Annotated in this window: 20 protein-coding genes; 10 read left to right on the top strand and 10 right to left on the bottom strand. The window is 59.9% G+C overall.

Going from position 1 to position 20,519, the window contains the following annotated elements:
- Window positions 1-3 precede the first annotated feature (3 nt).
- Window positions 4-1,728: a tetratricopeptide repeat protein gene (locus JUI81_RS29330; RefSeq protein WP_019582392.1), complete on the bottom strand. Its 1,725-nt coding sequence runs from the start codon at window positions 1,726-1,728 to the stop codon at window positions 4-6.
- Window positions 1,729-1,963: 235 nt separating this feature from the next.
- Between JUI81_RS29330 and hemA the strand changes: the two genes are divergently transcribed.
- The 6 genes from hemA to JUI81_RS29300 all read left to right on the top strand — a co-directional run bounded on the left by hemA (window position 1,964) and on the right by JUI81_RS29300 (window position 7,331).
- Window positions 1,964-3,253 (top strand): glutamyl-tRNA reductase, encoded by a 1,290-nt coding sequence (gene hemA / locus JUI81_RS29325; RefSeq protein WP_007939757.1) that lies wholly within the window; start codon window positions 1,964-1,966, stop codon window positions 3,251-3,253.
- Window positions 3,250-4,332 (top strand): peptide chain release factor 1, encoded by a 1,083-nt coding sequence (gene prfA, locus JUI81_RS29320; protein ID WP_007939759.1) that lies wholly within the window; start codon window positions 3,250-3,252, stop codon window positions 4,330-4,332. Before hemA ends, prfA begins: the two co-directional genes overlap by 4 nt.
- The gene (gene prmC, locus JUI81_RS29315) at window positions 4,333-5,163 is read left to right on the top strand and encodes a peptide chain release factor N(5)-glutamine methyltransferase (RefSeq protein ID WP_028939864.1); all 831 of its coding nucleotides are present in this window, start codon (window positions 4,333-4,335) and stop codon (window positions 5,161-5,163) included.
- Entirely contained in the window at window positions 5,157-5,912 is a 756-nt protein-coding gene (locus JUI81_RS29310; protein WP_204125526.1) for a molybdopterin-synthase adenylyltransferase MoeB, read from the top strand. Before prmC ends, JUI81_RS29310 begins: the two co-directional genes overlap by 7 nt.
- Window positions 5,905-6,696, top strand: a complete 792-nt coding sequence (murI, locus tag JUI81_RS29305; RefSeq protein ID WP_204125525.1) for a glutamate racemase — start codon at window positions 5,905-5,907, stop codon at window positions 6,694-6,696. Before JUI81_RS29310 ends, murI begins: the two co-directional genes overlap by 8 nt.
- 116 nt (window positions 6,697-6,812) lie before the next feature.
- Window positions 6,813-7,331 (top strand): acyloxyacyl hydrolase, encoded by a 519-nt coding sequence (locus JUI81_RS29300; protein WP_019582388.1) that lies wholly within the window; start codon window positions 6,813-6,815, stop codon window positions 7,329-7,331.
- 69 nt (window positions 7,332-7,400) lie between these two features.
- On the opposite strand, the gene JUI81_RS29295 is transcribed toward JUI81_RS29300, so the two are convergent.
- The 6 genes from JUI81_RS29295 to JUI81_RS29270 form a co-directional block, all read right to left on the bottom strand.
- Window positions 7,401-7,706, bottom strand: a complete 306-nt coding sequence (locus JUI81_RS29295; RefSeq protein ID WP_019582387.1) for a YkgJ family cysteine cluster protein — start codon at window positions 7,704-7,706, stop codon at window positions 7,401-7,403.
- Window positions 7,707-7,766: 60 nt separating this feature from the next.
- The gene (locus JUI81_RS29290; protein ID WP_204125524.1) at window positions 7,767-8,540 is read right to left on the bottom strand and encodes an SDR family oxidoreductase; all 774 of its coding nucleotides are present in this window, start codon (window positions 8,538-8,540) and stop codon (window positions 7,767-7,769) included.
- 67 nt (window positions 8,541-8,607) lie between these two features.
- Window positions 8,608-10,056, bottom strand: coding sequence for a deoxyribodipyrimidine photo-lyase (gene phrB, locus JUI81_RS29285; RefSeq protein ID WP_204125523.1), 1,449 nt, complete (start codon window positions 10,054-10,056; stop codon window positions 8,608-8,610).
- Window positions 10,057-10,076: 20 nt separating this feature from the next.
- Window positions 10,077-11,018, bottom strand: coding sequence for a MerR family transcriptional regulator (locus tag JUI81_RS29280; RefSeq protein WP_019582384.1), 942 nt, complete (start codon window positions 11,016-11,018; stop codon window positions 10,077-10,079).
- Window positions 11,018-11,980, bottom strand: coding sequence for a DUF523 and DUF1722 domain-containing protein (locus JUI81_RS29275; RefSeq protein WP_018929581.1), 963 nt, complete (start codon window positions 11,978-11,980; stop codon window positions 11,018-11,020). The genes JUI81_RS29280 and JUI81_RS29275 overlap by 1 nt, the downstream gene beginning before the upstream one ends.
- 155 nt (window positions 11,981-12,135) lie before the next feature.
- On the bottom strand, window positions 12,136-13,122 hold the full coding sequence (locus JUI81_RS29270) for an NAD(P)/FAD-dependent oxidoreductase (protein ID WP_019582382.1): 987 nt from the start codon (window positions 13,120-13,122) through the stop codon (window positions 12,136-12,138).
- A gap of 196 nt (window positions 13,123-13,318) precedes the next feature.
- On the opposite strand from JUI81_RS29270, the gene JUI81_RS29265 reads away from it, so the two are divergent.
- A complete protein-coding gene (locus tag JUI81_RS29265; protein ID WP_026346026.1) occupies window positions 13,319-14,221 on the top strand; it encodes a TIGR01777 family oxidoreductase in 903 nt (300 codons plus the stop codon).
- A gap of 13 nt (window positions 14,222-14,234) precedes the next feature.
- Window positions 14,235-15,257 carry a ferrochelatase gene (hemH, locus tag JUI81_RS29260; RefSeq protein WP_019582380.1) on the top strand — a complete coding sequence of 341 codons (1,023 nt, stop codon included), beginning with the start codon at window positions 14,235-14,237 and terminating at the stop codon, window positions 15,255-15,257.
- 177 nt (window positions 15,258-15,434) lie between these two features.
- Here hemH and JUI81_RS29255 read toward each other — a convergent pair whose 3' ends face one another.
- Both JUI81_RS29255 and upp read right to left on the bottom strand, forming a co-directional pair.
- Entirely contained in the window at window positions 15,435-16,709 is a 1,275-nt protein-coding gene (locus tag JUI81_RS29255; protein ID WP_018929585.1) for a uracil-xanthine permease family protein, read from the bottom strand.
- 2 nt (window positions 16,710-16,711) lie between these two features.
- The gene (gene upp / locus JUI81_RS29250; protein ID WP_007939777.1) at window positions 16,712-17,350 is read right to left on the bottom strand and encodes a uracil phosphoribosyltransferase; all 639 of its coding nucleotides are present in this window, start codon (window positions 17,348-17,350) and stop codon (window positions 16,712-16,714) included.
- Between the two features lie 176 nt (window positions 17,351-17,526).
- Between upp and JUI81_RS29245 the strand changes: the two genes are divergently transcribed.
- Complete coding sequence (locus JUI81_RS29245) at window positions 17,527-18,084, top strand: hypoxanthine-guanine phosphoribosyltransferase (RefSeq protein ID WP_007939779.1); 558 nt, start codon at window positions 17,527-17,529, stop codon at window positions 18,082-18,084.
- A 37-nt stretch (window positions 18,085-18,121) separates the two neighbouring features.
- Here JUI81_RS29245 and dauA read toward each other — a convergent pair whose 3' ends face one another.
- On the bottom strand, window positions 18,122-19,843 hold the full coding sequence (gene dauA, locus JUI81_RS29240) for a C4-dicarboxylic acid transporter DauA (protein ID WP_019582379.1): 1,722 nt from the start codon (window positions 19,841-19,843) through the stop codon (window positions 18,122-18,124).
- Between the two features lie 151 nt (window positions 19,844-19,994).
- Between dauA and JUI81_RS29235 the strand changes: the two genes are divergently transcribed.
- Entirely contained in the window at window positions 19,995-20,480 is a 486-nt protein-coding gene (locus JUI81_RS29235) for a hypothetical protein (protein WP_019582378.1), read from the top strand.
- Window positions 20,481-20,519: the final 39 nt, after the last annotated feature.

Raw genomic sequence — 20,519 nt, 5'->3', positions numbered from 1 at the left:
ATCTTAAAGAGTCTCTGATCCGGTCAGGCGCTTGATGGTGCTGCGCAGGGTAGGGCTGTCGGGCTGCTCCTTGAGGAACTTGCTCCAGACTTGTTTGGCTTCGCGTTGTTTGCCATTGGCCCACAGGACTTCGCCCAGATGAGCGGCAACTTCCTGATCAGGGAAGCGCTCCAGCGCCTGGCGCAAATAGCGCTCGGCTTCGTCGAGGTTGCCCAGGCGGAAATTCACCCAGCCGAGGCTGTCGAGAACGGCCGGGTCTTCCGGATTCAACTGGTGCGCCTGTTCGATCAGGGCCTTGGCTTCGGCGTAGCGCGTGGTGCGGTCGGACAGGGTGTAGCCGAGGGCGTTCAACGCCATCGCATTGTCCGGGTCGCGTTTGATGATCAGTCGCAGGTCTTTTTCCATCTGCGCCAGGTCATTGCGCTTTTCCGCCTGCATGGCTCGGGTATACAGCAGATTCAAATCATCCGGGAATTTCTGCAGGGCTTGCTGCAAGACGTTCCAGGCCTTGTCGCCCTGTTTGTTGGCCGACAAGGTTTCGACTTCGATCAGGTACAACTGAATCGCGTAATCGGGTTGCTCGTCGCGCTGGGCCGCCAGACGGCTTTGGGCTTCGGCGGTCCTGCCGTTGTTCATCAGAATATCGGCCTGACGCAATTGCGCTGGCAGGTAATCGTTGCCGGGCCTGACCTGGGCGTACTCGATCAGCGCGCCCTGGGGGTCGTTACGCTCTTCAGCGATACGCCCAAGGTTCAGGTGCGCCGAGTCGACGTGGCTTTCCCTGGCGATCAAGTCTTCCAGATAACCTTTTGCTTCGTTCCAGGCCTTGGCTTCCAGGCAGACCAGGGCCAACGAATAACGCAGTTCGTCGTCTTCCGGGTATTGCTGCACCAGGCTCGAGAACTCGACCTTGGCGTCGTCCATGCGGTCCTGTTCGACCAGCATGCGCGCGTAGGTCAGGCGCAGGCGTTTGTCGTCCGGGTATTTCTTGATGCTTTTTTGCAGTAACGGCAAGGCTTCACCGCCACGGCTGAGCCCTTGCAGCAGGCGTGCGCGCAGCAGAATCGGCGCTATTTCGCCTTCTTCCGGCGGGTTGTCTTCGAGCAGGGTCAGCGCGCCTTTGGCGTCGCCATCCTGTTGCAACAGCAAGGCCTTGCCGAAAATCAGCTGGTTGTTGTGCGGGTGGCGCTGCAACAAACGGTCAAAACCTTTCATCAGGCCGTTGCGGGTTTCCTGGTCGGTATCGGCCGCGGACAGGGCGAGGAAGTCGAAATGCGTGTCGCCTTTGCCCTGCAGGACTTTTTCCATATAAACCATGGATTCGTCGTAACGCCCGGCGCGGGCGAGTTGCACGGCCGCCGCCCGTTGCGCCTCGAGATCGTTCGGGGCGTTTTTTGCCCAGATCAGCGAGGTGTCGAGGGCCGCTTGATCGGCGCCCAGGTATTCGGCAATACGAAATGCCCGCTCGGAGATGCCCGGATCCTGGGTATTGATGGCCTGGGTCACGTAGTTGTCCAGGGCAATGTCGTAACGATTGCGCTGGCCAGCCAGTTCGGCGCTCAACAGGCTGAAGACTGTTTCTTCGCTGAACGAGCTGTAAACCTTGGGCTTTTCAGGCGCCGGAGTGCTGTCTTCGACCGGCGGCGTACCGTCCGACGAAACGGGTGCCAAGGCCTGGCAGCCGCTGAGGAAGACAAAAGCAAGGAGCAACGCGGAAGATCTATTCATATAGGGAAGAGGACGACTAACCTGCGGTCGGATCATCATGACACAAGCCTTCGGCCAAACATAACCGCCCGGCCAATTTACCCGCACACGCAATCCCGGTAGGCCCGGCGCCAGTGTAAACGAGAACGGATCGCAGCTTCGGCCGCGTCAACCGGGACGATAGATATCGAGTGGTTGTTCTGGCTCTGTCGAAGTAGGACAATTGTCGGCTTCACGTCACCATCAGCGACCTTGAATGGCCTTCCTTGCACTCGGTATTAACCACAAGACTGCTTCAGTAGACGTCCGCGAGCGCGTGGCCTTTACCCCTGAGCAGCTGGTTGAGGCCTTGCAGCAGCTCTGCCGACTCACCGACAGCCGCGAAGCTGCGATCCTCTCCACCTGCAATCGCAGTGAACTGTATATAGAACAGGATCACCTTTCGGCTGACATCGTGCTGCGCTGGCTGGCCGATTATCATCATTTGAGCCTCGACGAGCTGCGTGCGAGCGCTTATGTGCATGAAGATGATGCGGCAGTTCGTCACATGATGCGGGTCGCTTCCGGGCTCGATTCGCTGGTGTTGGGCGAGCCGCAGATTCTCGGTCAGATGAAGTCGGCTTATGCTGTGGCTCGCGAAGCCGGCACCATCGGTCCGTTGCTCGGGCGGCTGTTCCAGGCCACGTTCAATGCGGCCAAACAGGTGCGAACCGATACCGCCATCGGCGAAAACCCGGTGTCCGTGGCGTTTGCCGCGGTCAGCCTGGCGAAACAGATTTTCAGTGATTTGCAACGCAGCCAGGCCTTGTTGATCGGCGCCGGCGAGACCATCACCCTGGTCGCCCGCCATCTGCATGAGCTGGGCGTGAAGCGAATCGTGGTCGCCAACCGCACCCTGGAGCGCGCAAGCACCCTGGCCGAGCAGTTTGGCGCCCACGCGGTGTTGCTCTCGGATATCCCTACAGAACTGGTGCGCAGCGACATCGTCATCAGTTCTACCGCCAGCCAGTTGCCTATTCTCGGTAAGGGCGCGGTGGAAAGCGCCTTGAAATTGCGCAAGCACAAGCCGATTTTCATGGTGGATATCGCAGTCCCTCGGGATATCGAGCCGGAAGTCGGCGAGTTGGATGACGTTTACCTATATAGCGTCGACGATCTCCACGAAGTGGTCGCCGAAAACCTCAAGAGCCGTCAGGGCGCTGCCCAGGCGGCCGAAGAGATGGTGTCGGTCGGTGCCGAAGATTTCATGGTTCGCCTGCGCGAACTGGCGGCGGTGGATGTGCTCAAGGCTTATCGTCAACAAAGCGAGCGCCTGCGCGACGAAGAGTTGCAGAAGGCCCAGCGCATGCTCGCCAACGGCAGCAGTGCCGAGGACGTGCTGGTGCAACTGGCCCGTGGCCTGACCAACAAACTCTTGCATGCCCCGAGCGTGCAATTGAAAAAGCTCTCTGCCGAAGGCCGCCTCGATGCGCTGGCCATGGCCCAGGAACTCTTTGCCCTCGGTGAGGGCTCATCGGATAGCTTTTCGGATAAGAAACCGCAATGAAAGCGTCACTGCTCAATAAGCTGGACATCCTCCAGGACCGTTTCGAGGAATTGACCGCCCTGCTTGGCGATGGCGAAGTCATTTCCGATCAGAACAAATTCCGCACCTATTCCAAGGAATACGCGGAGGTCGAGCCGATCGTCGACACCTATAAACAGCTGCTTAAAGTGCAGGGCGACCTCGAAGGCGCACAGGCACTGCTCAAGGACAGCGACCCGGACATGCGTGAAATGGCCGTGGAGGAAGTCCGCGAAGCCAAGGAGCGATTGATCGAGCTCGAAGCCAGCCTGCAACGCATGCTGCTGCCCAAGGATCCAAACGACGGTCGTAACGTGTTCCTGGAAATCCGCGCGGGCACCGGCGGTGACGAAGCGGCGATTTTCTCCGGCGACTTGTTCCGCATGTATTCGCGCTATGCCGAGCGGCGTGGCTGGCGGGTAGAGATTCTCTCGGAGAACGAAGGCGAACACGGTGGCTATAAAGAAGTTATCGCCCGTGTCGAAGGCGAGAACGTCTACGGCAAACTGAAGTTCGAATCCGGTGCGCACCGTGTGCAGCGGGTTCCGGCCACTGAATCTCAAGGTCGCATCCACACCTCGGCCTGCACCGTGGCGGTATTGCCCGAGCCGGATGAGCAGGAAGCCATCGAGATCAACCCGGCGGATCTGCGGGTCGACACCTATCGCTCCTCCGGTGCCGGTGGTCAGCACGTCAACAAGACCGACTCGGCGATTCGTATCACGCACTTGCCGTCCGGTATTGTCGTCGAGTGCCAGGAAGAACGTTCCCAACACAAGAACCGCGCCCGGGCGATGTCCTGGCTGTCGGCTAAGCTCAACGACCAGCAGACCAGTGCCGCGGCCAATGCCATCGCCAGCGAGCGTAAATTGCTGGTCGGTTCCGGTGACCGCTCCGAGCGGATTCGTACCTACAACTTCGCCCAAGGCCGGGTCACCGACCATCGGGTCAACCTGACGCTGTATTCGCTCGACGAAATTCTTGCGGGCGGCGTGGATGCGGTGATCGAACCGTTGCTGGCCGAGTACCAGGCCGATCAATTGGCAGCGATAGGTGAGTAAATGACGATCATTGCCAGTTTGCTGCGCGCCGCCGATTTGCCTGATTCGCCCACCGCGCGTCTGGATGCCGAATTGCTGCTGGCGGCGGCCTTGGGCAAGTCCCGCAGCTTTCTGCACACCTGGCCTGAGCGTATCGTCCCGAGTGAAGCGGCACTGAAGTTTGCCGAGTACTTGCAGCGCCGCCGCAGCGGTGAGCCAGTGGCCTATATTCTGGGCCAGCAAGGCTTCTGGAAGCTCGACCTGGAAGTCGCGCCCCACACGTTGATTCCGCGTCCCGACACTGAATTGCTGGTGGAAGCGGCGTTGGAACTGTTGCCGGCCACCCCAGCCAAGGTGCTCGATCTGGGCACCGGCAGTGGTGCCATTGCCCTGGCGCTGGCCAGCGAGCGTCCGGCCTGGAAGGTCACCGCCGTGGATCGCGTGCTGGAAGCCGTGGCCCTGGCCGAGCGCAATCGTCAGCGCTTGAACCTGAACAATGCCACGGTGTTGAGCAGTCATTGGTTCAGTGCCCTGGAGGGCCAGCGCTTTCAACTGATCATCAGTAATCCGCCCTACATCGCTTCGACCGATCCGCATCTGGTGGAGGGCGACGTACGCTTTGAGCCGGCCAGTGCCTTGGTGGCGGGTGTCGATGGGCTCGACGATTTGCGTCTGATTGTCGCCCAGGCACCGGATTATCTTGAAGCGGGTGGCTGGTTGATGCTCGAACACGGTTACGATCAAGCCTGCGCAGTGTGCGATTTGCTGCTGACCCGCGGCTTTGAAGAAGTCCATAGCCGCACCGATCTGGGCGGTCACCAACGCATCAGTCTGGGGCGCTTGCCGTGCTGAATGATCAGGAATTGCTGCGATACAGCCGGCAGATTCTGCTGCAACACGTCGACATCGACGGCCAGTTACGGCTCAAAGAAAGCCGTGTGTTGATTGTCGGTCTCGGTGGCCTCGGTTCGCCGGTTGCGCTGTACCTGGCCGCAGCTGGTGTCGGTGAGTTGCATCTGGCGGACTTCGACACGGTCGACCTGACCAATCTGCAACGCCAGATCGTTCACGACACCGACAGCGTCGGCCTGAGCAAGGTCGATTCGGCGATCCGTCGCCTGACCGCGATCAATCCAGAGATTCAGCTGATCGCCCATCGCACTGCATTGGACGAGGACTCACTGGCCGCCGCTGTTGCCTCGGTGGATCTGGTGCTGGACTGTTCCGACAATTTTTCCACCCGCGAGGCGGTCAACGCTGCGTGTGTGGCTGCGCGCAAGCCGCTGGTCAGCGGTGCGGCGATTCGCCTGGAAGGGCAATTGTCGGTGTTCGACCCGCGTCGTCCAGAGAGCCCGTGCTACCACTGTTTATACGGGCACGGCAGCGAGGCCGAGTTGACCTGCAGCGAGGCGGGCGTCGTCGGTCCTTTGGTCGGGTTGGTCGGCAGCCTCCAGGCACTGGAAGCGCTGAAACTGCTGGTGGGGTTCGGCGAGCCGCTGGTGGGGCGCCTGTTATTGATCGATGCCTTGGGCTCACGCTTCCGTGAATTGCGGGTCAAGCGTGATCCAGGCTGCAGCGTCTGCGGGTCGCGCCATGCGTGAAGCGCCGATTGCTGTGTTCGATTCCGGCGTCGGTGGACTCTCCGTGCTGGCCGAGATCCAGCAGTTGCTGCCAAACGAGTCTCTGTTGTACTTCGGCGATTGCGGGAATATTCCCTACGGCGAGAAAACCCCGGCATTCATCCGCCAGCGTTGCAGTGTCATGGCGCAGTTCTTTCAGCAGCAAGGCGCCAAGGCGCTGGTGCTGGCTTGCAACACCGCGACGGTGGCCGGTGTTGCGGACTTGCGGCGCGATTACCCCGAGTGGCCTATCGTCGGCATGGAGCCTGCGGTCAAACCGGCCGCTGCGGCGACGCGCAGCGGTGTGGTCGGCGTGCTCGCCACCACCGGTACTTTGCAGAGTGCCAAGTTTGCTGCCTTGCTCGATCGTTTCGCCACCGATGTACGGGTGATTACTCAGCCGTGCCCCGGGCTGGTGGAGCTGATTGAAAATGGAGATCTGCACAGCGAGACATTGCGTCAGTTGCTGCAAGGGTATGTCGAGCCGCTGCTGGCTGCAGGTGCAGATACGATCATTCTGGGCTGTACGCATTATCCCTTTTTAAAGCCACTGCTAAGGCAGATGCTCCCGCAAAGCATCAGCTTGATCGATACGGGTGCCGCTGTGGCGCGGCAGCTCCAGCGTCTGCTGGCCGAGCGTGAATTGCTGGCCGAGGGGCCTGCTCGCCCCGCACAGTTCTGGTCGAGTGCGGACCCAGAGCATTTCAGAAATATCTTGCCGATCCTGTGGAATATGTCTGGGGTTGTGCGAAGCTTCGAAAGATAGAGACGCGTAGCAAACGGATAATTGGGGTGAGCTTCTGATTAAACGGTGACTTCTATAGCTTTGTTTGTTGTGCAGCATAAAAACCATACTAAATTGTTCGGAAAAGGATGTTTCTAATGAAGCGACTATTCTGTTTGGCCGCGATTGCGACCGCATTGATGGGGCACAGTTTTACCGCGCAGGCGGCAGGGGTGGAGTTCGGGGTCGGCCAGACTAGCGATTCGACCATGACCTATCGACTGGGCATGCAGTTCGATTGGGACAAGAGCTGGTTGCAGAGTGATGTTGGCCGCTTGACCGGCTACTGGAGCGGCGCTTACACCTACTGGGATGGCGACAAAACGGCGAGCAATCACAGTTTGTCGTTCTCGCCGGTGCTGGTGTACGAGTTTGCCGGTCAGACCATCAAGCCCTACGTCGAAGCGGGTATCGGTATCGCGGTGTTTGCCAACACCGAATACGAAGATAACAAGCTCGGCAGTGCCTTTCAGTTCGAAGACCGTTTCGGATTTGGTCTGCGCTTTGCCGGCGGACATGAAGTCGGGATTCGCGCCACCCACTACTCCAATGCCGGGATCAGTACCCCGAACGACGGTGTAGAAAGCTACGCATTGCATTACACGATGCCGTTGTAAGCCTGCAATGTTTGGATGTGGGAGCTACCTGTAGCGGGGGCTCTCACATGGCATCGGGTGACTTCGATCTCAGCGATACGCCGTCGCAATCCCCTGGCGTTCGGTGATGCATTCCGGTGCGCCCATTTCGAACTCCCGGCAGATCAGCGGACGCTTTTCATAGATGGTGCACATCATGCTGTTGCGATCCAGTGCGGCGCACCAGCCGTCATCCAGTCGCAGCATGACTTCACCACCCCAATCATCGGTATCGATAAAACGTTCGGGCACGCCGGTGTCAGTGATCAACATCACTTCAAGCTGGCAGCAGCAGGCTGCGCAGGTCGAGCAGGTGACCGCAGGCTCGGTGACTTGCGTGTGGGGAATGGTTTTCATGGCGCGCAGTGTAAGGCAGTGGGCCCACGCTGTGTAAAAGGCCTGACAGACGCTCAGGCTTCACGGCATATCTTTGATCGGCGGCTTGTTTCGCGTTTGTTCGTCGATTGCCAGTCCCGCCCGGTCGGTTTGTTGCGGCAGGGGCCAAAGAACAGGCATGAGCAGCTCCGGCAAGGAGAATTCCAGTGGACGATTCCTGATCATGTCGAGGAGATATCGCGCGGCTTGGCCTGCCGACCAGTCGAGATGTATCGGGGCGCCGTCGTTCAGAGGCGTATCGATAAGCCCTGGGCTGACCACGGTCATTTCGATGTTTTCCGGCGCCATGTCGATGCGCAACGACTCGAATAGATGACGTAACCCGGCCTTTGAATCGCCATAGGATTCGGCCCGCGGCAGGGGTAACCAGGTCACCGAACTGGCAATGCCCACCAGATGCGGCGCAGTGCCCGCCTGCAGCAAGGGCCGGGCGGCTGCGATGCAATAACTGCTGGCAAGCAAGTTGGTACGCATGATGTGTTCGATGATTGACGAGTCGAGCTGATTGGCGTCGACGTATTCGCAGGTGCCTGCGTTAAGGATCATGGTGTCCAGAGAGCCCCATTCCTGCGCAATCTGCTCACCGATTTCGCGCACCCTTTGGCTGTTGGTCAAATCGCCCGCGACCACCAGCACTTGACCGGGGTAGCGCTCAGACAGGGATATCAGTGATGCCACCGAGCGGGAACTGGCCGCCAGATGAGCCCCGGTTTTCAGTATTTCTTCAGCCAGCACAGCACCAATACCGTTGCTGGCGCCGGTCAACCAGTATCGCCTTGGAGGTGTACGACTCATCCCAATCCCCTTATTTACCCAATATTTCACTGGCTCAATTCCGTGTTCATGACGCAACGCTGCAGCATCAATTTAATGACGGTGGCGATAAACCCTGTCGTGATGGCAAGTTCTTGAACGCGGCCAGGGCCCGTTCACGGGAAGCGCTCAAATTGACGATAGGCGACGGATAGCCCCTCACACCGAACAATCCGCCGAGATTGGCCAGATTGTGCAGGTCTTTATTGTTCATTTCGTTGAGCTCCGGCAACCAGTGCTTGATGAACACCCCTTGTGCATCGAATTTTTCCGACTGGCTCAGCGGGTTGAAAATCCGGAAGTAGGGTGCCGAATCGGTGCCGGTGGACGAACTCCACTGCCAGCCACCATTGTTCGCCGCCAGGTCGCCATCAATCAGGTGCCGCATGAAGAAGCGCTCGCCTTCACGCCAGTCGATCAGCAGGTTCTTGGTCAGGAACATCGCCACCACCATGCGCAGGCGGTTGTGCATCCAGCCGGTTTCCAGCAACTGGCGCATGGCGGCATCGATGATCGGCAGGCCGGTGCGGCCTTGCTGCCAGGCCTTGAGTTCTTGCGGGGCGTCACGCCAGACCAGGGCTTCGGTTTCCGGCCGGAAGGCGCGGTGCCGGGATACACGGGGGTAGCCCACCAATATGTGTTTGTAGAACTCGCGCCACAGCAGCTCGTTGATCCAGGTGATGGCGCCGACCTTGCCGCTTTCGAACTCGCCCTGATTGCTTCGCAACGCGGCGTGCAGGCACTGACGAGGGGAAATCACCCCGGCGGTGAGATAGGCCGAGAGCTGGCTGGTGCCGGGCTTTGCCGGGAAGTCGCGTTCGCTGTGGTAATAGTCGATCTGGGCGTCGACAAAGGTGTCGAGGCGGCGCCGGGCTTCGGTTTCACCGGCTGGCCAGAGGGCACGCAAGCTGTCGTTGGGAGAATCGAAACCCTCGACACGGGAGGGCGGTTCGTCGCTGCTGATATGCAATGGAGCCTGAAGGGCGGGTGCAGCGACCAATCCGGGCAATGAAACGTGCAGGCGTTCGTAGCAGACCTTGCGAAACTGGCTGAAGACCTGGAAGTAGGTTCCGGTTCTGGTGAGCACGGTGCCTGGCTTGAACAGCAGCTGATCGAGGTGGCTGTAAAAGTCGATGCCCCGGGCTTTCAGCGCTTGGGCCACCGCCGCATCACGGCGGGTCTCATGAATGCCGTATTCCTCGTTGACGTGCACCGCGTCGATCTTCAACTGCTGGCACAGTTCGAGCAGAACCTTGGGCGCCTCATCCCAGCGGGGCGCCTGGCGAATCAGCAGCGGGATGTTCAGGGCGTCCAGCGCGCGACGTAATTCGCCGAGGTTGCGCAGCCAGAAATCCACTTTGCACGGCGCATCATCATGCGCAAGCCACTGCTGCGGGCTCAGCAAATACACCGCCACACTCGGGCCACGGGCTGCGGCGGCCGAGAGGGCGGTGTTGTCGTGTAGACGCAAGTCGCTGCGCAGCCAGATCAATTGCATGGTCGTATCCGTACGATTCATTAAATGAGCCCGCGCTGAATCAGGTCCAGATGGGCCGATAACGGGTTATCGGCCAGGATCAAATCAACAATGGCGGTGTTTTTTGCGGTCAAGTCGGCGTGGTGGATGCACACCGTTGGACCGGCGATCATTTTTGGGCAACTGACGCCATTCAAAAGTTTCGACAATTTTGCAAGGTTCATGGCTTTGCTGGAATACAGCAGTACACCGCGGGCTTGCAGGTGATCGACCGCCAGCGTCAGTTCGCCCGCCGGGAGTGGCCAGTCGAAAACTTCCACCGGGCAATCGGTGCTGCTGATCAGCCAGGCGGTGAGCCATAGATGAGGCTCCAGAGGCAGGTCCGAGTGATTGATCAGCAGCAGCGGCGCGGTGCGCAACTGACGGTTGTTGTGATAGACCCTTGCGCCGAATTTGCTGCGCAACCAGGAATAGACAAACACCCGCTCCATCTGCGCGCCGAACTGGCCTTGCCAGCGTTGCTCCAGTTCCGCCAGCAACGGCATCAACAGGTGTTCACACAAGGTGCGTGGCGGATACAGCGCCATCGCCTGGTTCACCGTGTCATCAAGGGTGCGTTCGGCCAGTTGGGTAACGGCTTGCAGCAGTGTCTGGCGCAACACCAGCCAATCGTTTCCGACGGGCTCGGCAAGTACCTGAGGCGTGTCGAGCAGTTGCTTGACCTGACCGACCGCCACGCCGCGATTGAGCCAGGTGAGGATCGTCAGGATGCGTTGAACGTGTTCGGCACAGAACAGCCGATGCCCCTTGGGAGTGCGCTGAGGCACGATCAGCCCATAGCGCCGTTCCCAGGCGCGCAAGGTGACGGCATTCACCCCGGTCTGCCGGGCCACTTCACGGATGGGCAGCCAGCCTGCGTCCAGGGCCTTTTTGAAATCGGTGCCGAGGTCTTCGCTGGCGCTGGTGTCCGGTGGGGTTTTCATTAGATTGCGTTTCGCAGGCTGAGGTTTTCCGGGTGCGGTTGCAGGTAAACCTGTTGCGCAATGTATGGATCCGGGTGCTGGCGAAAGTAGTGTTTGAGCAACGTCAGCGGTACCACCAGCGGCACGATGCCGTGACGATACTGGCTGATCACATGCTGCACTTCCTGTTTGTCTTCAGTGCTGATGGCCTGTTTGAGATAGCCGCTGAGGTGTTGCAGGACGTTAGTGTGGGTGCGGCGCGTGGCGCATTTTTTCAAGGCCGCCATCAGCTCGCTGAAATAGCGCGGGCCGATGACTTCAGGGGCGGTCCGGCCCATGTTGCCGAGCAGGTTTCCCAGGGTTTTGTATTGCACCGGGTTGTGGGCCATTAACAGGTATTTGTAGCGCGAGTGAAAATCCGTGAGGCCGCGCCGGGTCAGGCCGGTTTGCAGCAACTGCTGCCAGGCGCTGTAGGCGAATACGCGGGTAAGGAAGTTTTCCCGCAGCACCGGATCGTTGAGCCGGCCTTCTTCCTCCACCGGCAAATCGGGATGCAGCGCGCAGAAGGTCCGGGCGTAAATGCCACGGCTACCGCCGTCCACCGGCGCGCCGTTGGCGTGGTAGACCTTGACCCGCTCCAGACCGCACGAAGGGGATTTCTGCATGAAGATATAGCCGCAGATGTCGCCCAGTTCCAAAGCCATTTTCCGAGCATATTCGGCCAGCGGCCGGGTGACGTTGTTTTCAGGGTTGACCGTGCCGACCGCCTGCGGATGTTCAGGGTTGCCGACCAGGCGGATCGGTTCGCGAGGGATACCCAGGCCGATGGCAACTTCCGGGCACACCGGGACGAAATCGAAATAATCGGAAAGGATGTGGCTGCACAGCCGTGACGTCTTGTGCCCGCCGTTGTAGCGCACCTCGGCCCCCATCAGGCAGGCGCTGATGGCGATTTTGGGTGGGGTCGTTGATTGTGCAGGCATCGGGGCACCTCGAATCCAGACCTGTACGGATTGTTAAATCTGTACAACATTCGTTCAGCATAGATTCAAAGGTGTACAAGTCAATTTTTTTTGTATAGGTTTTTTCAGGGCTGCTGTCCGTGTCGACAGCAGCAATGTGCTCGAATCGAGGCGGTTCACTGCAGGTGTTCGTGCAGACGGCGGGCCGCTTCCTGGCCACTGAGCCAGGCGCCTTCGACACGGCCGGACAGGCACCAGTCGCCGCATACATACAAGCCCAGATCTGCATCAGCCAGGGCACCCCACTCATGGCTGCTGGCCGGACGGGCGTAAAGCCAGCGGTGAGCGAGGCTGAAAGTCGGTGCAGGCATGGCGTCGTGCAGCAGTTCGGCAAAGGCACCATGCAATTGCTCGATCACCGCTTCCTTGGACAGATCGATATGCTGCCGGCTCCAGGCGCTGGTGGCGTGCAGCACCCACGTGTCGAGGGTGTTGTCGCGTCCCGGTTTGCTACGGTTGCGCGCCAGCCAATCGAGGGGGCTGTCCTGCACGAAGCAGCCTTCGATCGGGGTATCCAATGGTGTGTCGAAAGCCAGGGCGACCGCCCAGGTCGGCTCCATTTTTACCCCGGCGGCGGCCCCGGCGAGTTTCGGCGCGGCGGGCAGCAGCGCGGTCGCCTGAGGGGCTGGCGTGGCAATCACCACATGACTGAACGGCCCATGGGTGAAGCCTTCGGCGTCTTGCAGATGCCAGTGCTCTTCACCACGATAGACCTCGGTGATCCGGCAGCTGAACTGCACTTCCAGGTCACCGAGCAGCGCACGGGTGATGGCGCTCATACGCGGCGTGCCGACCCAGCGTGTCTGTTCGTCCGGCGAGGGGCTGAGTTGGCCGCCGTGGTAGGTATAGAGCTGCGGTGTCCACACGGCGACCCAACCGTTGGCTTGCCAGCGCTGGACTTCGGTGACGAAGCGACGGTCGCGGGCAGTGAAATATTGCGCGCCCATGTCCAGAGCACCCGCATCGCTGCGCTTGCTTGACATGCGTCCGCCACTGCCGCGGCTTTTATCGAACAGATGAACGACATGCCCGGCCTCCGTAAGGGCCTGGGCGGCTGAGAGTCCGGCGATGCCGGTGCCGATGATTGCGATAGGTACAGTCATAGGGGCCTCGTTTGCCTTTCTGTACAGACTACGCCGTGGTTCAAACCTGTACAATATTGTTTTTTGGTATAACTTTTAGCGTTCTCGTTCTGAGAGCTTGGCCTATTGTTAAACACAGAACCTGCCCGATACCAAAGATCCCTGCTTATAAAAATAGACTAGTGATCCGGGTAAAACGCCACGCGAGGAAGATGTCATGCACATATTGCTGACCGGCGGTACTGGTTTGATAGGACGTCAGCTCTGCCGACACTGGTTGAGTCAGGGACATCACCTCACGGTCTGGAGTCGCACGCCCGCTAAAGTCGCCAAAATCTGCGGCACTCAGGTACGGGGAATCGCACGGCTTGAGGATTTTGGGCCAGAACCGGTGGATGCAATTGTCAACCTTGCGGGGGCGCCGATCGCCGATCGGCTCTGGACCCACAAACGCAAAGCGCTGTTGTGGAGCAGCCGGATCACCCTGACTGAAACCCTGTTGGCCTGGCTCGAAAGTCGAGAGCAGAAACCGCAGGTGCTGATCTCCGGTTCAGCGATCGGTTGGTACGGCGACGGCGGCGAGCGGGAGTTGACCGAGCAATCGCCACCGGTCATCGATGATTTCGCCAGCCAGTTGTGCATCGCCTGGGAAGAAACCGCGCAACGTGCCGAGGCCTTGGGCATTCGCGTGGTTCTCATCCGTACCGGGTTGGTGTTGTCCGCCGAGGGCGGCTTTTTGTCGCGGCTGTTGTTGCCGTTCAAACTGGGGCTGGGCGGGCCGATCGGCAGTGGTCGGCAGTGGATGTCGTGGATTCATATCGAAGATCAAATCGCCCTGATTGATTTTCTTCTGCATCGCAATGGGGCCAGCGGTCCCTATAATGCCTGCGCGCCCAAACCGGTGCGCAATCGCGAATTCGCCAAAACGTTGGGTGACGTGTTGCATCGTCCCGCGTTCATGCCCATGCCGACTCTCGTCTTGAAGGTCGGCCTGGGCGAGTTGTCATTGTTGTTGCTGGGGGGGCAGAAGGCGATGCCGGCTCGCTTGCTGGAGGCGGGTTTCACTTTCCGGTTCACTGATTTGCGCGCGGCATTGGACGATCTGTCCGGCCGCCTCTGAAATAGGACGTTGCATGACCGATCACGCGTTGCTTCTGGTCAACCTGGGTTCACCTGCCTCCACCTCGGTGGCGGATGTGCGCAGTTACCTCAATCAATTTCTGATGGACCCGTACGTGATCGACCTGCCTTGGCCGGTGCGGCGTTTGCTGGTGTCGTTGATTCTGATCAAGCGCCCGGAACAATCGGCTCACGCTTACGCGTCGATCTGGTGGGAGGAGGGCTCACCACTGGTGGTGCTCAGCCGTCGCCTGCAACAGGCCATGACCCGGCAGTGGGCTCACGGGCCTGTTGAACTGGCGATGCGCTACGGCGAGCCGTCCATTGAGTCCGCGCTGGTGCGGTTGGCTGCCCAGGGGCATAAGAAAGTGACCTTGGCACCGCTTTATCCGCAATTCGCCGACAGCACCGTGACCACGGTGATCGAAGAAGCCAAGCGCGTGGTGCGCGATAAAAAGCTCGACGTGCAGTTCTCGGTTCTTCAGCCGTTCTACGATCAGCCGGAATACCTCGACGCGTTGGTGGCCAGTGTCAGGCCTTATCTGCAACAGGATTTCGATCATCTGCTGCTGAGCTTCCACGGTTTGCCGGAGCGTCACCTGAAAAAGCTCAATCCGGGGCACAGCTTCGAGGGTGGCGGCGATTGCTGCGCCGGTGCGCCACCGGAAGTGGTCGCGACCTGTTACCGCGGTCAGTGCCTGCGCACGGCCGCAGAGTTTGCCAAACGTGTGGGCATACCGGACGGCAAGTGGTCGGTATCGTTTCAGTCGCGTCTGGGCCGGGCCAAGTGGATAGAACCCTACACTGAAGCTCGCCTCGACGAGTTGGCCAAAAGCGGTGTGAAGAAAGTCCTGGTGATGTGCCCGGCGTTCGTTGCCGATTGCATCGAGACGCTGGAGGAGATCGGTGATCGCGGGAAGGAGCAATTCCGCGAGGCAGGAGGGGAGGAGTTGGTGCTGGTGCCTTGCCTCAACGATGAGCCACAGTGGGCGCGGGCGCTGAGCACCTTGTGCGAAAGGGCGCCATTGGCTTTGTAGGAACATACATTGAAGTGAAGGTGGGCTGGTTGTGGCGAGGGAGCTTGCTCCCGCCGGGTCGCGAAGCGGCCCCAAAATCTTTGCAGTCAATGAAGATTTTGTGAGTGCTGCGCACTGGTGCGCCAGCCCGGTCAAGCGGGAGCAAGCTCCCTCGCCACAGGGGATTGAGTCGCCTGCTTACAACAGCGGCTCATCCGCCTTCTTGTGCTTCCAGCTGTCATTGCCCGGCAGCAACAGGTTCAGCGCAATCGCCACCACCGCGCACAGCGCGATGCCTTTGAGGCCGAAATCGTTCTGGCCGGTACCGGTGCCGACCAGCATGCCGCCAATCCCGAACACCAGCGTCACCGAGACAATCACCAGGTTGCGTGCTTCGCCCAGGTCGATCTTGTGGCGGATCATGGTGTTCATGCCCACCGCGGCAATCGAACCGAACAACAGGCAGAGAATCCCGCCCATCACCGGCACCGGGATGCTTTGCAGCAGCGCGCCGAATTTGCCGATGAACGCCAGGCTGATCGCGAAGATCGCCGCCCAGGTCATGATTTTCGGGTTGTAGTTCTTGGTCAGCATCACCGCGCCAGTCACTTCGGCGTAAGTGGTGTTGGGTGGGCCGCCGAACAGACCGGCCGCGGTGGTGGCAATGCCGTCACCGAGCAAGGTGCGGTGCAGGCCGGGCTTTTTCAGGTAGTCGCGACCGGTCACGCTACCCACGGCAATCACGCCACCGATGTGCTCGATGGCCGGGGCCAGGGCCACCGGAACGATGAACAGAATCGCCTGCCAGTTGAATTCCGGCGCGGTGAAATGTGGAATCGCGAACCACGGTGCCACGGCAATCTTCGCGGTATCGACCACGCCGAAATAAAACGCCATGGCAAAACCCACCAGCACACCGGAGATAATCGGCACCAGGCGGAAAATACCTCTGCCGAACACCGCGACGATCAGGGTGGTCAGCAGCGCGGGCATCGAAATCATCATCGCCGTCTGGTAATGAATCAGCTCAGTACCGTCGCCCGCCTTGCCCATCGCCATGTTGGCGGCAATCGGCGCCATGGCCAGGCCGATGGAGATGATCACCGGGCCAATCACCACCGGAGGCAGCAAACGGTCGATAAACCCGGTGCCTTTGATCTTCACCGCAAGGCCGAGGAAGGTGTAGACGAACCCGGCCGCCATCACGCCGCCCATGGTCGCCGCCAGGCCGAACTGACCCTTGGCGAGAATGATCGGGGTGATGAAGGCGAAGCTCGACGCCAGGAATACCGGCACCTGACGCCCGGTGACGATCTGGAACAGGATCGTCCCTAAACCTGCGGTGAACAGCGCCACGTTAGGGTCGAGGCCGGTAATCAGCGGCATCAACACCAGGGCGCCGAAGGCCACGAACAGCATCTGCGCGCCGGACAGAACCGTGCGCCAGAGCGGATCGTTGAACTCTTGCTGCATGGTCACGCGTCCTTCTGCTTGGTGCCGAAGATCTTGTCACCGGCATCGCCCAAGCCTGGGATGATGTAACCGTGTTCGTTCAGTTTCTGGTCAATGGAAGCGGTGTAGATGGTCACGTCCGGGTGAGCCTTCTCCACAGCGGCGATACCTTCGGGAGCTGCCACCAGGACCATCGCGCGGATGTCCTTGCAGCCGGCCTTCTTCAGCAAATCGATGGTGGCGACCATCGAGCCGCCGGTGGCGAGCATCGGGTCGATGATCATCGCAAGGCGCTCGTCGATTTCCGGTACCAGTTTTTCCAGGTAGGTGTGGGCTTCGAGGGTTTCCTCGTTACGGGCCACGCCCACGGCGCTGACTTTGGCGCCCGGGATCAGGCTCAGCACGCCTTCGAGCATGCCGATACCGGCACGCAGGATCGGCACCACGGTAATTTTCTTGCCGGCGATTTTCTCCACCGACACCGTGCCGCACCAGCCTTCGATGTCGTAGCTTTCCAGCGGCAGGTCTTTGGTGGCTTCATAGGTCAGCAGGGCGCCGACTTCCTGAGCGAGCTCACGGAAATTCTTCGTGCTGATGTCGGCGCGGCGCATAAGGCCAAGTTTATGACGGATCAGCGGATGGCGGATCTCACGGATGGGCATGGGGGAAGGCTCCGGCGGCGGGCAAAAAAACCGGCCTAGATTAATCTATCCGAGGGTGTTGTCCTATAGACATACAGTACGTTAGTCCACAAACGCTTGATCTGGCCGTGCGGGATGCGTACCTTTGCCCGCTTTTCCGAATCCGTCCCTCCCCCTCAAACCCCTTGGAGAGCGCCATGTCCGCTGATCTCGAGCATATCCGTCAAATCATGCGAGAGGCTGACTGCCTGTACACCGAAGCTGAAGTCGAGGCGGCCATCGCCCGCGTCGGTGCACATATCAACGAACAACTGGCTGAAAGCAATCCGGTGGTGTTCTGTGTGATGAACGGCGGCCTGATTTTCGCCGGCAAGCTGCTTACCCATCTGCAATTCCCGCTGGAAGCGTCGTACCTGCACGCCACCCGTTATCGCAACGAAACCAGCGGCGGCGAGCTGTTCTGGAAAGCCAAGCCGGAAGTTTCGTTCATCGACCGTGACGTGCTGATCATCGACGACATCCTCGATGAAGGTCACACCCTGGGCGCGATCATCGATTTCTGCAAACACGCCGGCGCCCGCAAAGTGCACACCGCCGTGCTGATCGACAAGGACCACGACCGCAAGGCTCGCCCGGACCTGAAAGCCGATTTCGTCGGCCTGCCGTGCATTGACCGTTACATCTTCGGTTATGGCATGGACTACAAAGGCTACTGGCGTAACGCGAACGGGATTTTTGCCGTTAAAGGCCTGTAAGCGGACCCGCCGTGCGCAGTTCACTTGAACTGCGCATTCAGTCCTGTCCGGCGAGCCAGCGTTCGCTTTTTTGCCGAGCCTGTTCTAGGTTGTTCACGTAAGCCAACTGACGCTGTTCCCGATGGATGCCCGCGCGCCTGAGTTTCAGGCGCACGCGCGCAGCCGTCCCGACCAGAATCAGGCCGATGCCGTCGGTGCGGTAATCCCTGAGGATATTGTCGAAGGCCGCCAGCGCCGTCATGTCCAGCATGGACACGGCACTCATCTCGACAATCACCACTTTGACCTCCGGGCTGAATTTGCGCAGCACGCCCAGGGCTTTTTCCGCCGCACCGAAAAACAGCGGCCCGCGTATCGCATAACAACGAACATGCTCCGGCAAATCCTGTAAGGCTTGATGGAACTCTCGAGGCAGTTCGGCGGTGTCCGTGAGGTCGCTCATGCGCTTGACGAACAACCCGGCGGCCAGCAACAGCCCTACGGCAACGGCCAGCACCATGTCGAACAGCACTGTCAGGCTCAGGCAGGTCAGCAAGACCAGCACATCGCTGCGTGGTGCAATGCGCAAGGTGTGCACGACATGCCGGGCCTCGCTCATGTTCCACGCCACCATCACAAGCAATGCCGCCAGCGCGGCCATTGGCAAGTAGCTGAACAGCGGGGCGAGGACGAGTATCGCCAGCAGCACCACCGCGCTGTGGATAATTGCCGCCAATGGCGAAAACGCCCCGCTGCGTACGTTGGTGGCGCTGCGGGCAATCGCCGCGGTGGCGGTAATACCGCCGAACAACGGTGCGACCAGGTTACCAATGCCCTGACCCAGGAGTTCGGCGTTGGGGTCATGTTTGCTGCCCGTCATGCCATCGGCCACCACCGCGCACAACAGCGATTCGATGGCACCAAGCATGGCAATGGCGAACGCTGGCGCCATTAATTGGCGGATCAGGTCATAAGACAAATGCAGCGGCTGACCATTGGGCCCCGGCAAATTCCACGGCCAGTCGAAGCTCGGCAGAAACGGCGGAATACCGGGGTGGCTGACTCCATCGACGATATAGCTGAAGCGCTCGCCCAGCGTCGCAATCGGTAACCCGCCGCTTTCCAGCGCCAGCCCCAACATTGCGCCGACGGCCAGCGCCACCAGATGCCCCGGAACCCTTGGCACAAACCGCGGCCAGACGATCAGAACCGCCAGGCACATGACACCGATGATTCCGTCCCCCAGGCGGGCGCTGGGCAATGCCTGGAGCAGCGCACCTAATTGCTCGATGTAATGTTCGGCATGCCCGGTGGTACTCAGGCCCAGCAAATCCTTTAGTTGGAGCGTGGCGATGACAATGCCGATCCCGGCGGTAAAGCCCAGGGTCACCGGATAAGGAATGTACTGAATCAGCCGCCCGGCCCGAATCAGCCCCAAGGCAATCAGGATTGCCCCTGCGAGCATGGTGCAAAGCAGCAGGCCACCCAGGCCATATTGTTGGGTGATCGGCAGCAGTATCACCACGAACGCGGCTGTCGGCCCGCTGACATTGAAGCGCGAGCCTCCCGTCAGGGCGATCAGCGGGGCCGCGATCAGCACCGTATACAAACCTTGCTGGGGCGCTACTCCCACCGCAATCGCCAGGGCCATGGCCAGGGGAATGGCGATAATCCCTACCGTCACCCCGGCACTGATGTCGCCGCGCAAGCGTCTGAGGCTATAACCTGCACGCAGAGTTTGACGCCAGGCGGCGAATAACGGGGGGATGGAGAATGGCATAGGGACTCCACAGTAGACGGCACGCCGTCGAATTAGGGCTGAAGGCTCTTTCAGTATGCCCAGCCTTGTCTTCGAGAGTATTGATCTGGATCGGTTATTCGCCCGATTGATCATCATGCTAGAGTGCTCGGCCTCGTCCCTGGAGCCTGTCATGAGTCTTTTGATCCGTAGCTGCGCCGCCCTGATGTTGGTCTTCAGCCTACCCCTGGCCGCTGCCCCGGCACCGATGCATGTGCAGTTTTTGCCCCCGGACGACTTGACTCTGCGTGAAGCGGAACCCGAGCAGCAACAACTGTTGCAGGTCACCGAGTATTCGGTGGTCCTCGGCAGCCAACGTCAGTCCAACCAACAACCGATCCCGGTCACCTCACCGTTGCTGATCCGCCTCAAGGGCAAACCCTTGAATAAGGGCGCGACTATCAGCCAGGTGTTGGTCAACTTCGATGGCGAAAGCAAAAGCCTGAAAAAGCCGATCTACGACAACAAAAGCAAAACGCTAACGCTCTATTACCCGTTGGCCCAGTACCGGGTGGTGATCGACTTGTTGCGCAACGAAACGGTGTATTGCCAGTTTCTGAGTTACGCCAATGGCCATATCTGGGCCGATCTGCACACCGGTAGCGTTCGTCCGCGTTGAGCCCGGCATCAAGGCAGGGGTAAACTGCCCGCCCTGTGA

The sequence above is a fragment of the Pseudomonas sp. 008 genome (assembly GCF_016861935.1).
In the GTDB taxonomy this organism is placed as follows: Bacteria; Pseudomonadota; Gammaproteobacteria; order Pseudomonadales; family Pseudomonadaceae; genus Aquipseudomonas.
The sequence above is the reverse complement of the archived record's forward strand: the minus strand, read 5'-3'. Positions and strand labels throughout refer to the sequence as shown.

Coding starts and splice junctions, on each gene's coding strand:
- JUI81_RS29275 (WP_018929581.1), bottom strand. CDS start 11,980: ATGCCTGCACAATCAACGACCCCACCCAAAATCGCCATCAGCGCCTGC.
- hemA (WP_007939757.1), top strand. CDS start 1,964: ATGGCCTTCCTTGCACTCGGTATTAACCACAAGACTGCTTCAGTAGAC.
- JUI81_RS29330 (WP_019582392.1), bottom strand. CDS start 1,728: ATGAATAGATCTTCCGCGTTGCTCCTTGCTTTTGTCTTCCTCAGCGGC.
- JUI81_RS29300 (WP_019582388.1), top strand. CDS start 6,813: ATGAAGCGACTATTCTGTTTGGCCGCGATTGCGACCGCATTGATGGGG.
- dauA (WP_019582379.1), bottom strand. CDS start 19,843: ATGCCATTCTCCATCCCCCCGTTATTCGCCGCCTGGCGTCAAACTCTG.
- upp (WP_007939777.1), bottom strand. CDS start 17,350: ATGCCCATCCGTGAGATCCGCCATCCGCTGATCCGTCATAAACTTGGC.
- JUI81_RS29295 (WP_019582387.1), bottom strand. CDS start 7,706: ATGAAAACCATTCCCCACACGCAAGTCACCGAGCCTGCGGTCACCTGC.
- JUI81_RS29265 (WP_026346026.1), top strand. CDS start 13,319: ATGCACATATTGCTGACCGGCGGTACTGGTTTGATAGGACGTCAGCTC.
- murI (WP_204125525.1), top strand. CDS start 5,905: ATGCGTGAAGCGCCGATTGCTGTGTTCGATTCCGGCGTCGGTGGACTC.
- JUI81_RS29235 (WP_019582378.1), top strand. CDS start 19,995: ATGAGTCTTTTGATCCGTAGCTGCGCCGCCCTGATGTTGGTCTTCAGC.
- JUI81_RS29270 (WP_019582382.1), bottom strand. CDS start 13,122: ATGACTGTACCTATCGCAATCATCGGCACCGGCATCGCCGGACTCTCA.
- JUI81_RS29245 (WP_007939779.1), top strand. CDS start 17,527: ATGTCCGCTGATCTCGAGCATATCCGTCAAATCATGCGAGAGGCTGAC.
- prmC (WP_028939864.1), top strand. CDS start 4,333: ATGACGATCATTGCCAGTTTGCTGCGCGCCGCCGATTTGCCTGATTCG.
- JUI81_RS29290 (WP_204125524.1), bottom strand. CDS start 8,540: ATGAGTCGTACACCTCCAAGGCGATACTGGTTGACCGGCGCCAGCAAC.
- JUI81_RS29280 (WP_019582384.1), bottom strand. CDS start 11,018: ATGAAAACCCCACCGGACACCAGCGCCAGCGAAGACCTCGGCACCGAT.
- prfA (WP_007939759.1), top strand. CDS start 3,250: ATGAAAGCGTCACTGCTCAATAAGCTGGACATCCTCCAGGACCGTTTC.
- JUI81_RS29255 (WP_018929585.1), bottom strand. CDS start 16,709: ATGCAGCAAGAGTTCAACGATCCGCTCTGGCGCACGGTTCTGTCCGGC.
- hemH (WP_019582380.1), top strand. CDS start 14,235: ATGACCGATCACGCGTTGCTTCTGGTCAACCTGGGTTCACCTGCCTCC.
- phrB (WP_204125523.1), bottom strand. CDS start 10,056: ATGCAATTGATCTGGCTGCGCAGCGACTTGCGTCTACACGACAACACC.